Annotated in this window: 8 protein-coding genes; 3 read left to right on the forward strand and 5 right to left on the reverse strand. The window is 63.3% G+C overall.

The features are described from left to right. Positions 1-29: 29 nt before the first annotated feature. From zapE to GTZ99_RS05875, 4 genes are all read right to left on the reverse strand, one after another. Entirely contained in the window at positions 30-1154 is a 1125-nt protein-coding gene (gene zapE / locus GTZ99_RS05860; RefSeq protein ID WP_161717338.1) for a cell division protein ZapE, read from the reverse strand. A 232-nt stretch (positions 1155-1386) separates the two neighbouring features. Next, on the reverse strand, positions 1387-1815 hold the full coding sequence (locus tag GTZ99_RS05865; RefSeq protein WP_161717339.1) for a hypothetical protein: 429 nt from the start codon (positions 1813-1815) through the stop codon (positions 1387-1389). A gap of 513 nt (positions 1816-2328) precedes the next feature. Next, the gene (locus GTZ99_RS05870; RefSeq protein WP_161717340.1) at positions 2329-3111 is read right to left on the reverse strand and encodes a succinate dehydrogenase iron-sulfur subunit; all 783 of its coding nucleotides are present in this window, start codon (positions 3109-3111) and stop codon (positions 2329-2331) included. Positions 3112-3456: 345 nt separating this feature from the next. Beyond that, positions 3457-4944: a carotenoid oxygenase family protein gene (locus GTZ99_RS05875; RefSeq protein ID WP_161717341.1), complete on the reverse strand. Its 1488-nt coding sequence runs from the start codon at positions 4942-4944 to the stop codon at positions 3457-3459. A 110-nt stretch (positions 4945-5054) separates the two neighbouring features. Between GTZ99_RS05875 and GTZ99_RS05880 the strand changes: the two genes are divergently transcribed. Then, positions 5055-5699: a hypothetical protein gene (locus tag GTZ99_RS05880; RefSeq protein WP_161717342.1), complete on the forward strand. Its 645-nt coding sequence runs from the start codon at positions 5055-5057 to the stop codon at positions 5697-5699. 80 nt (positions 5700-5779) lie between these two features. Here GTZ99_RS05880 and GTZ99_RS05885 read toward each other — a convergent pair whose 3' ends face one another. Continuing rightward, a complete protein-coding gene (locus GTZ99_RS05885; protein ID WP_161717343.1) occupies positions 5780-8584 on the reverse strand; it encodes an Rne/Rng family ribonuclease in 2805 nt (934 codons plus the stop codon). Positions 8585-9430: 846 nt separating this feature from the next. Between GTZ99_RS05885 and GTZ99_RS05890 the strand changes: the two genes are divergently transcribed. Continuing rightward, entirely contained in the window at positions 9431-10369 is a 939-nt protein-coding gene (locus tag GTZ99_RS05890; protein WP_161717344.1) for an N-acetylmuramoyl-L-alanine amidase family protein, read from the forward strand. Between the two features lie 71 nt (positions 10370-10440). Then, positions 10441-13113 (forward strand): penicillin-binding protein 1A, encoded by a 2673-nt coding sequence (locus GTZ99_RS05895; protein ID WP_406818581.1) that lies wholly within the window; start codon positions 10441-10443, stop codon positions 13111-13113. Positions 13114-13142: the final 29 nt, after the last annotated feature.

Below are 13142 nucleotides of genomic sequence, written 5' to 3' on the forward strand. Positions count from 1 at the left end.
TGCCAATGGGGGCAGGCTATCACGCCGGTTCAGTCCTCACCATGGCCCAGCGCCATGTAATCCTGCGACTGCATTTCGGTCAGGCGGCTGATGGTGCGGTCAAATTCAAACCGGCCATCGCCCGCCTCATACAGGTCATCGGCGCTGGCGTCGGCCGTCACGAACAGCTTGACCTTGTGTTCGTACAGCGCGTCGATCAGCGTGACGAAACGGGCCGCCTCATTGCGGTTTTCCGGCCCCATGCGCGGGATGCCCACCAGAATAATGGTATGATAGGTCTGGGCAATCGCCAGATAATCCGATGCGCCGCGGGCCTGTTCGCACAGCTTCTTGAAACTGAACACCGCCACGCCCTTGAGCGTTTTGGGCACATGCAACAGCCGCCCGCCGCCCACGTCCAGATCGGCGCTGGGCACATGGGCCGCGTCCTCGGGCGGATAGTCGGTCAGGCGAAAGAACACCTCGCGCACACGGGCGGTGGCCGCGTCCCCCAAAGGCGTGTGCCAACTGTCGATCCCGCCCAGACGTTGCAGCCGGTAATCGACCGGGCCATTCAGCGTCAGAACATCGAGTTCACTTTCAATCAGGGCGATAAATGGCAGAAAATGCTCACGATTAAGCCCGTCCTTGTACAGTTCGGACGGCGCCCGGTTGGAGGTGGTGACGATCGTCACGCCGCAATCGCGGATCAGCGCGGTGAACAGGCGGCTCATGATCATCGCATCGGCTGAATTGTTCACCACCATCTCGTCAAAGGCCAGCACGCGCAGGCCATTGGCAATGCGCGCGGCCACCTGCGGGATGGGATCGCCGCTTTCGGTGGCGCGCACCTCGCGCAGGATGCGGTGGACCTCCAGCATGAAGGCATGGAAATGGACGCGGCGCTTTTCGGTGATGGTCAGGCTGTCGTGGAACAGGTCCATCAGCATCGATTTGCCACGGCCCACGCCGCCCCACATATAGACGCCGCGCGCGCGCGGTGGCGCCTTGCCAAACAGGCGGCCCAGCAGGCCGGTGCCCCCGGTGGGCGCCTGCAACTGCGCCTGCAATTGCGACAGGCGGGCGGCGGCGGCGGCCTGTTCGGCATCGCTACGCAATTCCCCCGCTTCGTTCAGCGCGTGATAGCGGGCAAGTACGGAGGCGGTATCGGTCATGGCATCGGATCCGAAAGGGCAGGGGCCAAAAAGGTGGCAGGGCGGGAGGGACGCGCAGCCCCTACCGCGCTTTGCTGCATCGCGGCAAGTGGCGTTTCGGGCAGGGGTAGCGCGCAGCGCGCCCCAGGCCACACAACGCGCGTCTTGCGGCCTCCATATTGTAGTCATTTATAACAAAACCGGGGGCGCATGGCCCCCGGTCTGTTGTCGCATGGGCAATGTGGCGCCGCGATCAGTTGTCGCAGGTAAGACGCACCACCCGGTCGCCATCACGATCGACCGAGGTGTTCATTTTCATGGTGGTATAGGTCGCCCCGCGCCACGTCACTTCCGGCCCGCCACCTTCCCAGCGCAGCGTGCGGCGGTCGTCGGTGGTTTCGGCATACATGTACAGGTCGTGGTCATCCATCTGCGTCAACTTCTCGCCGTCCGAGTTGTTGACATAACTGCCTTCGCCCGGTTCGTACTGGTACCAGGCATGCGGGTGCCAGTTGCGCCACCCATCAGCATGATGGACCAGTACCTGCAACGGGCGGTTGCAGGCGTTCTTGATATAGATCTTGCGTCGCGGCGCTGCATCGGCCGCCGTTGCCGCAAACAGGCTGGCGCCGATGCCGATCAGGCAGGCGGTCAGCGTGGCCTTAGCGAATTTTTGTGCCATGGTTCCCTCCAGTTCACATCAGACCAGCGGCGCGGCGCTGCTCGATACGATGGGTATAAGGCTACGGAATTTGCGCGAAGCTGAACAGATCTAAAAAGCGCTATTCTGATTGCACAAAAGGATGCTGTGTGCCTGACTAGTTCTGTATTTCTACGGTTTCGGGTGTAAATTGCAAGAATTTCGGACGTTTCCGCGTTCGCGCTATTCAACTGCCGGTGATTGGTGGATAACGTATTTCTCCACAATGCGGTCAGGGCGGCGGGGCATCCCGCAGCAGCGCATGTGGCACAGGTTGGGCGGGGCTAACGCAAGAACGCCGCATGACCATGATGCCATTCCCCGTTCCAGTACACCGTTGCCCGCCCAGTGGCGCTTTGGTTTTCTATGGCAAAGGTATAATGCGACCGCCTGGCTGTCCAGATTGCGCGCTTGCGGCACGAAATGGCGGGCTGTGAGCAACAAAAAAACCGGCCAGCGCACAGCCGACCGGTTTTAATGGAAAAACGACAGTAATCAGATCGCGCGTTCGGCCTGCATCTTCTTGATTTCGGCAATCGCGCGCGCCGGCGACAGGCCCTTGGGGCAGACGTTGGCGCAGTTCATGATCGTGTGGCAGCGGTACAGGCGGAAGGGATCTTCCAGCTCGTCCAGACGCTCACCAGTCATTTCGTCGCGGCTGTCCGCCAGCCAGCGATAGGCCTGCAACAGGATCGCCGGGCCCAGGAACTTGTCCGAGTTCCACCAGTACGACGGGCACGAGGTCGAGCAGCAGGCGCACAGGATGCACTCATACAGGCCGTCCAGCTTCTCGCGCTGTTCGGGCGACTGCAGGCGTTCCTTGCCCGAAGGCGTGGTCGACACGGTTTGCAGCCAAGGGCGGATGCTGGCGTATTGCGCATAAAAGTGCGTGAAATCAGGGACCAGATCCTTGATCACTTCCATATGCGGCAGCGGGGTGATGCGGATATCGCCCGACAGATCCTCGATCGCGGTGGTGCAGGCCAGACCGTTGCGGCCGTTCATGTTCATCGCGCAGGAACCGCAGATGCCCTCGCGGCACGAACGACGGAAGGTCAGGGTGCTGTCCTTCTCGTTCTTCATCACCAGCAGCGCGTCCAGAACCATCGGGCCGCAATTGTCCAGATCGATCTCGAACGTGTCATAGCGGGGGTTTTCGCCGCTGTCGGGGTCATAGCGATAGACGGTGAACTTCTTCACCCGCGTGGCGCCCTCGGCCTTGTGGACCTTGCCAGCCTTGCTGATCTTGCTGTTGGCGGGGAGAGAAAAGGTGGCCATATCCGCTAACTTTCCGTGCTGTTTGCCCATGGGCTTTGGCGGCGAACCGGGGGCACAGGGCGTCCCGATTCAGCGCGCTGGTATCGCCCGCGTTGCTGCCCTCATACCGCCCATTTTCGCAGGGGCAAGACCCATGTTGCGATGCCGCAGGGTTTGCGCGCCCGCCCTGCGGCCAATCGGCATCAAAACCGGGCCGGTGCGGCATGGTGGCCACAGGCCTAAACCACCGGAAAAGCGCCCAAACCCATGGGGGCGGGGCGCTTTTGTGCCGAAAAATCCGGGGCCGGGCCGCGCAGGCCGCGCCCCGGCCGTGCTGCCCTGTCCTTTGGGACAGGGCGGCGGATTTCAGGCCGTTTCCAGTTCCTTGGAGCGGGTGGCGGCCTCCAGCTTGGCTCCCGGCACCCAATTGCCATGCAGCCCCTGACGCAGGCGGATCGGCAGCTTGATGCGGCAGATCGGCCCCTTGGTCACGTCCAGCGCGTCAAACAGGCACAGGTCGGAATAGTTGGTGATGTGGTTGTCGACCAGCGCGATCAGCCAGCCATCGCCCTCGGCGGCATCGGCGCTGCGCGGGATGAAGGCGGGTTCCTGAAAGGCGCTGTCGGGCCCGCACCACCAGCTTTCCTCCTGACCCGTGGCCAGATTGTAATGCGTCAGCGAATTGATGACGCCCGCAAAGGGCCCCGCCGGACCATTGTAAGGCTTGGAAAAATCATAGGTGATCTGCCAGCCATGGCTATAGGCCTTGCCAGCATAGCGGTCATCGATGCGCGGGAATTCGCCCGGCGCCTGACCGATGCGGGTGATTGACTGCACCACGTCCTCGTTGCTGGCCAGATCGACGGTGACGCGCGAGAGGAACGTCACCATCTCCTTGACGTCATAAGGCGTGCCGTCACGGTTGGGGAAGAAAGGCAGCGAGCCGGTCTGCGAGACGGGCAGGTCCAGATGCACCTTGGTCCCCTCTTGCGTCGCGTTCATCACATGACAGCCGCACACCGAAGGCTCCTGACGGAACCAGCGCATGTCGCTGCCATCGCCATCGCGGCGCATCACGCCGATATAGAACGGCAATTCGCGGTCATACCAGAAATGGGGGCGGTTCTGCTCCAGCGTTTCCCAATCCGACGAATAGGGCGAGACGTTGAAGACGGCATAGTCCTGCGTGATGCCAAAGTCGTGCAGCATGGTGTAATGCGGCACTTCGAACGAGGCCTTGCGGACGATCTTGCCTTCGGGGTCGATCTCGAAATAGGCGCATTCGCGGGTGAGGGGGCCTGCCAGGGAATAGCCAAAGCCGCAGAAATTGCCGGTGTCAGGGTCGATCTTGGGGTGGGCGGTAAAGGCGCTGATGTTCAGATCGCCGTCAAAATCGGTATAGCCCTGCGTTTCCAGCGTGTTAGGGTCCATGATCAGGCATGGGCTGTCCTCTTTCATGGCGAACAGTTTGCCCGCGTGGACCAGCACATTGGTATTGGCGGTGCCACGGATCTGGCCCTTGACGGACTCCTCATCGGTCAGCGGGTTGCGATAGGCGCCAAACAGCGCTTTTCCGGCCGCGTTCTCCAGCTTCCACTTGTCGGTCTGGGCATAGCGTTGCTTGAAATCCACGCGGCCGTTCTTGAAACGGAACTGGCTGACCATGCCATCGCCGTTGAAGAACTGATCGTCCGCGAATTTGGGTGCGAACTGAGGGTCGGGATGGACGCGGAAAAACGCGCCGTCCAGCGCGGCGGGGACTTCGCCCTCGATCTCCAGATCGCCGATGTCACCTTGCAGGCGAATCAGGCGCAGCACCGAGGTAAAGCCGGGGTTTTGCGGGAAATGGGCCATTGCGTCCTCTCCTTATCATAACAATTGTTAGCATTATGACGGGCTGGCACATGGGCGGCATTGATCTGAGTCAAGCGGCGAAACGGTGGAGCGGTACATGTCACAGGTAGATGCGCGACATTTTGGATCAAAGGGTGATTACTGATGGGTTATGGCGAAAATATACAAAACCTGAAAATATAATTCGTCAATTTGTCCTATATTTTTGCATAAAGTGGTCATTCTGTCGCGGTTGTGGTGTTATTTTATGTGGATACAAAAATCACGCAATTATGCATAACAGGAGATATTCCATCATCGCAAAGATGATTGTCTTGCTTTCGGCGGCTTCGATGGCTATGAATTCGGCTCCGGTACAGGCCGAGGATTTTGCCGGTGCTTTTGTGCGCCAGGCTGACAAGCCCGAAGTGATGTGGCAATATGCGCCGGACCTGTATTGCCATGTTCAGAACGAAACGCAGATGGCGCTGTTCGGCGGTTTCGGCAAGGTGAAGGTCGTGCCCAAGATGGCCATGGCTGGTCGTTCGACGGGCGATTGCGGTTGGCCGAACGGTTTTTACCGCCGCGACAATGAAACGCCCGTTTTCAAACTTTCGGGCGTTGGCCTGGTTCCCGCGATTGGTCCCAATATCTGCCATGTTGTCAATGAAACGCAGATGGCCTTGTTCGGTGGCTTTGGCAAAGTGCAGCCCGTGCCGCCGACCTCTGACATTGCCCGTGGGCGCGGCGGCATGACCGAATGCGCCAATCCCTGATTCGTTCGCCTGATTAGGCAAAAGAAAGGGCCTCCCGGTGTGAACCGGGAGGCCCGTTTCATTTGGCCATCAGCGCCGTATCAGGCGCCAAAGGTGCGCTGCCACCAGCCCTTGCGGGGGCCATCGCCGTCGCCTTCACCCTCGCCCGCAGGGGCATCGGCGGCGGGCGCTTCGGCCGCAACTGCGGCTTCGGGCGCGGCCTCGGCCTCAACCTTCTTCTTGCGCGGGGCGCGCGGCTTGGCCGGAGCCTTGCGGGCCTTGGCCTTGGGCTCGGCAGGCGCTTCGCCTGCCTCACCTTCTGCGGCGGGTGCATCGGCGCTGGTCGCCTCGTCACTCACCACATCGGCCTTCTTCTTGCGCGGGGCCCGCGGCTTGGCCGGGGCCTTCTTGGCCTTGGGTGCGGCGTCGGCGGTTTCCACCACTTCAGCCGCGACCTCAGCCTCGTCGCTCACCGCATCGCCGGCCTCAGCCTCAGCGGCAACCACGTCGGCTTTCTTGCGGCGCGTGCGCTTGGCTTTGGGCTTGGGCGCTTCTTCGACCACGGCTTGGGCGCTGGCTTCCGCGGCGACTGGCTCTTCGCTCTCGGCCTCGGCCTCGGCGGGTTCGCCATCATCGGCGGCCTCACCGGCCACGGCGCTGTCGCTGGCCTCACCACCTTCACCACGGCCACGGCCACGGCGACGACGGTTGCGGCGGCGACGCTTGCGCGGGCCATCCTCACCACCTTCGCCCTCGGTCGAGCTGTCCTCGGCGGCGGCATCGTCACCGGCCTCGTCACCCTCGGCGCCGGCGTCCTCGGACTCGTCACCCTCGTCCTCGCCGCCCTCGCTGGCCTCACCGTCCTCGCGGCGGTCGCGGCCACGGCCACGACGACGCTTGCGACGCTTGCGGCGGCTGCCGTTGCCATCGCCCTCGGCCTCACCCTCGGCGCGGTCTTCGCGCGCTTCGGCCTCTTCCTCGGCGTCCTCTTCGTCCTCGATATCCTCGGGCAGGTCGTCATCTTCTTCTTCGATGATGGCGATCTTGTCGAACTTGGGGACGAATTCGTTGCGCGGCCCCGACGAGACAACGCGCATCTTGGCGCCCTCGTTCTCGCCCTCGGGGATCACTTCGACGGTGACGCCGTAACGGTCCTCGATCTCGGCCAGATCGGCGCGCTTGGAGTTCAGGACATAGACGGCGGCTTCCTGGCTGGCGAACAGGGTGATGACGATACCCTTGCCCTTGGCGGCCTCGTCCTCGATCAGGCGCAGCGCGGCCAGACCCGAAGACCCCGCCGTGCGGACCAGGCCCGAACCATCGCAGTGCGGGCACGAGCGCGTCGTGGCTTCCAGCACGCCGGTGCGCAGGCGCTGGCGGCTCATCTCCATCAGACCGAAACTGCTGATACGGCCGACCTGAATGCGGGCGCGGTCGTTCTTAAGCGCTTCCTTCATGGCCTTCTCGACCTTGCGGACGTTCGAGCCATATTCCATGTCGATGAAGTCGATCACGACCAGACCGGCCATGTCGCGCAGGCGCAACTGGCGGGCGATCTCGCGTGCGGCCTCAAGGTTGGTGGCAACCGCCGTCTGCTCGATGCCATGTTCCTTGGTGGAACGGCCCGAGTTGATGTCGATCGAAACCAGCGCCTCGGTCGGGTTGATGACGATATAGCCACCCGACTTGAGCTGCACCACCGGATCATACATCGCGGTCAGCTGATCCTCTGCGCCGAAACGCTGGAACAGCGGCACCGGGTCGGCATATTGCTTTACCCGGCGCGCGTGGCTGGGCATCAACAGCTTCATGAAGTCGCGGGCCGAGCGATAGCCATGCTCGCCCTCGACCACCACTTCCTCGATATCGCGGTTGTAGATGTCGCGGATGGCGCGCTTGATCAGGTCGCTGTCGGAATGGATCAGCGCGGGCGCGGCGCTCTTGAGCGTCGTTTCGCGGATGTCGTCCCACAGGCGCGCCAGATAGTCAAAGTCGCGCTTGATCTCGGTCTTGGTGCGCTGAAGGCCGGCGGTGCGCACGATGCAGCCCATGCTCTTGGGCAGGCTCATCTCGGCAATGATGCTCTTCAGCCGCTTGCGGTCGGCGACGCTGCTGATCTTGCGGCTGATGCCGCCGCCGTGGCTGGAATTGGGCATCAGCACGCAATAGCGGCCCGCCAGCGACAGATAGGTCGTCAGGGCGGCGCCCTTGTTGCCGCGCTCTTCCTTGACCACCTGCACCAGCAGCACCTGACGGCGGTGGATCACGTCCTGGATCTTGTAGCGGCGGCGCAGCGCCATGCGCTTGGCGCGCAGTTCTTCGGCTTCCTTGGCGTGGCCCGCGCTGCGGCCCTGACGGCGGCGGCGATTGCGGCCACGGCTGTCACCATCGGCCTCTGCGGCTTCCTCGGCCTCGTGGTCGCCTTCAAAGCCGTCCTCGACATGGCCCGCCTCGATCGTGGCGACGCTGTCCTTTTCGGACGTGTCGACCTCGATCAGCGAGGCGTCTTCGACCCCGCCGCCGGCAAAGTCATCGGCCAGGCCTTCGCCCAGATCGTCGTCGCCGACGAAATCTTCCTCACCCTCGGCAACGGCGCGCAGGGCGGCCTCTTCCTCGGCGTGGGCAGCTTCCTCTGCCAGCAGGGCCTCGCGGTCCTCCTTGGGGATCTGATAATAGTCGGGATGGATTTCGCTGAAGGCCAGAAAACCGTGGCGATTGCCACCGAAATCCACGAATGCGGCCTGCAACGAAGGTTCAACCCGCGTTACCTTGGCCAGATAAATATTCCCCTTGATCTGCTTGTGATCAGCAGAGTCAAAGTCGAATTCCTCAATACGATTGCCCTTCAGCACCGCCACCCGGGTCTCTTCCGCGTGGCGCGCATCGATCAGCATGCGCGTGGTCATTACTATATCTCCGGCCACACAGGGTCGATGGCGAAGCCGCAAAGGCACTGCGCATCCCGTCTGTGTGGCGATTGTCATGAGGATCGCGCGGGCAAATTCCAGACCCAAAGGTCCGTGCCGGCGCGATTATGTGGGAACACTCCGGGCGCAAATGCCGCGATGGCGGCGTCCGGGCGGCGTTTTTCGTGTCTGCAGGAACGATCAGGCGCGATACGAGTGTTCGCGCATGGGGCCGGATCGGCAGGGTCCGTCGTGCCGCTAAGGGCAGAGGAGCCGCCGGGAACCACCCGTGGGCAAGGCCAGACATGTCCGGATATGTGCCAAGGCGCAGAGCGGGCGCGACTGTGTCGCGATCCTCTGCGCGCGCCGTCCACACAGCCTGGCCCCCTTGGGGCATCGGGCGTTGGAACGGCAAACGGCTCATCATACCTGCATCAACCTGTCACATCCGGATCCATTCCGGACGTTGACGGAGCGAATTTTTGTGCCATCCGCGCCCTGCCGGTCTCCTCGCCAAACCTGACCTTTCCGAAAGACCGGCGGTTCCTTAAAGGTCTTAAGGCGTACACGGTGCGGCGGTATCAGGGGCGCAGGCCCAACGGGTGCGATGGGATGGCTTCATCCCGTCATCGCATTGCCTAGCACCCAATATGCCCATCGGCAAGTTTATTGCGCTCCCCGGTTTTTTGCTGAGTTTGCCGCCTTTTCGTCGTTGATGAGTGTCAATTGGACATTCTTGTCGTTTGGGACGCATTTTCGGTGATTGCCTCGTTCAGGGACAACGCTTAGGGTTCGGGGGGAAGGGCCGCGCTCTGGGGTGCGCGCCGATGTGGGGCAGGCGGCTGGATGGCTTATACGCCGGATGACTGGGCAGCGCAGGACGAGGGTGACGGGCAGGGCGGCCGGTGGGGCGGGCGCGTTTTGCTGGCGTTGTTCGTGCTGTTGGCGCCGGTTGCGGTGTTGGCCGCGATGGTGGCGGTTGACCGGGCGATGGGCTCGGCTTCGTCATCGGGCAACTATGCCGCACGTTTCGCACTCCCCCCCAGCAAGGCCGAGATTGACCTGCCCAGGATCACCGGCAGCGATGACCCCACCCGCCCGCTGGTGGTGATTGACGCGGGGCACGGTGGGCATGATCCGGGCGCGGGCGAGATGCCGCATGTCGAGAAAGAGGTAACGCTGGCGCTGGCGCTGGCCTTGCGTGACCGGCTGGTGGCCGATGGCGGCATCCGCGTCGCGCTGACCCGTGACAATGACCGCTATCTGTTGCTGGAGGACCGATCGGGCATTGCGCGGCGGATGAAGGCGGATCTGTTCGTCTCGATCCACGCCGACAGCACCGAGGTGGGCAACACCGCCAAGGGGGCCACCATATATACCCTGTCGGCGCGCGGGACGAGTGAGCAGGCCGAAAAGCTGGCCGCGTCTGAAAACCGCGCCGATACCGTCAACGGCGTGTCGCTGGCGCGGACCAGCGGGCAGGTCAGCGCCATTCTGGTCGATCTGGCGCAGCGCCATTCGGGGCGGCTGTCGGACGAATTCGCCCGGCTGATCCTGCGCGAGGGCGAGGGGCGAATCGCCTTTCGCGAAAAGGAGCCGCAGTCGGCCGCCTTTGTCGTGCTGAAATCGCCCGATGTGCCTTCGGTGCTGTTTGAAAGCGGATATATCAACAATCCCGAGGAGTTGGCCCGCCTGCGTTCGGACAAGGGGCGCGCCGCCTTTGCCGAGGTGACGGCCCGTGCGATCCGCGTGTTCTTTGCCCGGCAATCGACCGATCAGCCGTGACGCTGTCCGTGCCGGCGCATCGCGGAACACTCTGGTAAGCCGCCGCGCAGCCGTGCTAGGGCGATGCCACGATGGCCGATCTTGATCCAGACAATCTGAAGCTGCGCATTCGGCGCAATGCGGGCAACCTGTGGACGCGCGTGCGCGACCTGTCGGCGCGGGGGCGTGACGCCACCGTGGCGGGGGCGGGGCGCGCGGCCGGGTGGGCCGATGGCCACATCAGCCAGTCGCCGCGTCTGTCGCGGTGGCGTGATGTGGCGGCCGATCGCTGGGTGGCGCTGCGGGCGTGGTTCGCGCGCGGCTGGGCCTCGGGCTGGAAATTCCGCGCGTTGGCGGGCGGCGCGGGCGCGATGCTGGCGGTGCTGTTGATCGGCTATGTCGCGGTGATCCGCAATCTGCCCGATGCCGACCGGTTGCTGACCTATCAGCCGCGCATGCCCACGATGGTGCGCGGCGGCGATGGGGCGATCGTCTATTCCTATGCCCGCGAACGGCGCGTGCAATTGCGCTATGTTGATTTTCCCAAACCGCTGATCAACGCCTTCATTTCGGCCGAGGACAAGAATTTCTTCAGCCATGGCGGGGTCGATTACATCGGTCTGGCGCAGGCGGTGGTGGACTATGCGTTGAAGTATGGTTCGGACGAGCGCGCGCGCGGTGGTTCGACCATTACTCAGCAGGTGGCCAAGAACATCCTGATCGGCAACGAATATTCCGTCAGCCGCAAACTGCGCGAGATGATCGTCGCGCGCCGGATCGAAAGCGTGCTGACCAAGCAGCAGATCCTGGAACTCTATTTGAACGAGATTCCGCTGGGCCGGCAAAGCTTTGGCGTGCAGGCGGCCGCGCGTGCCTATTTCAACAAGGACGTGGGCGACCTGCAACTGCATGAGGCCGCGTTTCTGGCGATCCTGCCCAAGGCGCCCGAGGTCTATGGCCGCGCCCGCGCCGCCGAAAAGGCGATGGCGCGGCGCAACTGGGTGCTGGACCAGATGGTGCGCAACGGGCACGTGGATGCCGCCACGGCCGCGGCCGCCAAGGCGCAGCCGCTGGGCATCGTGCCGCATCACGCCGAAAGCTATGACCCGGCGGTGGGCTATTTTGTCGAGGAAGTGCGCCGCCAGTTGATCGACCAATATGGCGAAAACGCCGAGGCCGGGCCCAACAGCGTCTATGATGGCGGGTTGTGGGTGCGCACCTCGCTGGACCTGACGTTGCAGAACGCGGCGCAGGACGCGTTGCGTTCGGGCCTGTTGCGCTACGCCGCGGGCAAGGGTTGGCACAAGCCGATCGCCCATGTCGACATTGCCGAGGAAGGCTGGCGTGGCCAATTGGCGATGCTGAACAAATCGGTGAACTATGCCAATTGGCGCGTTGGGCTGATCCTGAAAAAGGCGGGCAGCAATGGCCAGATCGGCTTTGTCGATGGCAGCATGGCCAGCCTTGTGGGCATTCCCGATGGCGCGCGCCGGGGCGATGTGGTGGCCGCGGCGCCTGCGGGGCCGGGCGCCTATGCCCTGCGCATCGTACCCGAAGTGTCGGGCGGCATGCTGGTCGAGCAGCCCGGTTCGGGCCGGGTGTTGGCGATGGCGGGCGGGTTTGACGCCGGGCTGGACGCCTTTAACCGCGCTACGCAGGCACAGCGCCAGCCCGGTTCAACGATCAAGCCGTTTGTTTATGCTACGGGTCTGGACAATGGCATGACGCCAGCCAGCATGGTGGCCGATCAGCCCTTCTGCGTGTTTCAGGGCGGCAATCTGGGGCAGAAATGCTTCCGCAACTTTGACAATCGCGGCATGGGCGGCATCCACACCATGCGTTGGGGGCTGGAGCAGTCGCGCAACCTGATGACCGTGCACATCGCCAATGATGTCGGCATGGACAAGGTGGTCAAGACCATCTCGCGCGTGGGGATCGGCGATTATCAGCCCTATTTCTCCTTCGCGCTGGGGGCGGGGGAAACGACCGTGGCGCGCATGGTCAGCGCCTATGCCACGCTGGCCAATGCGGGCATGCAGCGGGCGCAGACGCTGATCGACTACATTCAGGACCGCAATGGCAAGGTGATCTGGCGCGCCGACAACCGCAAATGCCCGGCCTGCAACATGGTGGACTGGGATGGTAAGCCGATGCCGCGTCTGGGCGGTACGGGGCGTCAGGTGCTGGACGCGCGCACCGCCTATCAGACGGTGCATATGCTGGAAGGCGTGGTGCAGCGCGGGACGGCGGTGACGCTGCGCGATCTGGGCCTGCCGCTGTTTGGCAAGACCGGCACCACCAGCGGGCCGACCAACGTGTGGTTTGTGGGTGGTTCGCCCAATATCGTGGGCGGCGTCTATATCGGTTACGATCAGCCGCGCAGCCTGGGTGGTTGGGTGCAGGGCGGCACCTTTGCCGCGCCGATTTTCAAACAATTCGTCATGGCATCGCGCGCGCGGTGGGATCACACGCCTTTTGTCGCGCCGGCCGGCGTCAGCATGGTCAAGGTCAACCGCGTGTCGGGCCAGCGGGTGTTTGGCGGTTCTCCGGGCGATGACCCCAAGGCGGATGTGATCTGGGAAGCGTTCAAGCCCGAAACCCAGCCCACGCGCGAGACGCGCTCCGACCAATTGGCGGCGCGGCGCAGCGAGTTGCTGGACGCAATCCGGCGCGGCTTTACCGCAATGGGTGGGCGCGGTGGCGCACCGCGCCAGCCCGAGGCCGGGCAGGAGGACTTTGTGGTCGAGCAGGGCGGGGTGTACTGATCCCCGCCAGTCGGTAAACGGTTCACTTC

The sequence above is a fragment of the Novosphingobium ovatum genome (assembly GCF_009909235.1).
Taxonomy (GTDB): Bacteria; Pseudomonadota; Alphaproteobacteria; order Sphingomonadales; family Sphingomonadaceae; genus Novosphingobium; species Novosphingobium ovatum.

Coding starts and splice junctions, on each gene's coding strand:
- zapE (WP_161717338.1), bottom strand. CDS start 1,154: ATGACCGATACCGCCTCCGTACTTGCCCGCTATCACGCGCTGAACGAA.
- GTZ99_RS05865 (WP_161717339.1), bottom strand. CDS start 1,815: ATGGCACAAAAATTCGCTAAGGCCACGCTGACCGCCTGCCTGATCGGC.
- GTZ99_RS05870 (WP_161717340.1), bottom strand. CDS start 3,111: ATGGCCACCTTTTCTCTCCCCGCCAACAGCAAGATCAGCAAGGCTGGC.
- GTZ99_RS05875 (WP_161717341.1), bottom strand. CDS start 4,944: ATGGCCCATTTCCCGCAAAACCCCGGCTTTACCTCGGTGCTGCGCCTG.
- GTZ99_RS05880 (WP_161717342.1), top strand. CDS start 5,055: ATGCGCGACATTTTGGATCAAAGGGTGATTACTGATGGGTTATGGCGA.
- GTZ99_RS05885 (WP_161717343.1), bottom strand. CDS start 8,584: ATGACCACGCGCATGCTGATCGATGCGCGCCACGCGGAAGAGACCCGG.
- GTZ99_RS05890 (WP_161717344.1), top strand. CDS start 9,431: ATGGCTTATACGCCGGATGACTGGGCAGCGCAGGACGAGGGTGACGGG.
- GTZ99_RS05895 (WP_406818581.1), top strand. CDS start 10,441: ATGGCCGATCTTGATCCAGACAATCTGAAGCTGCGCATTCGGCGCAAT.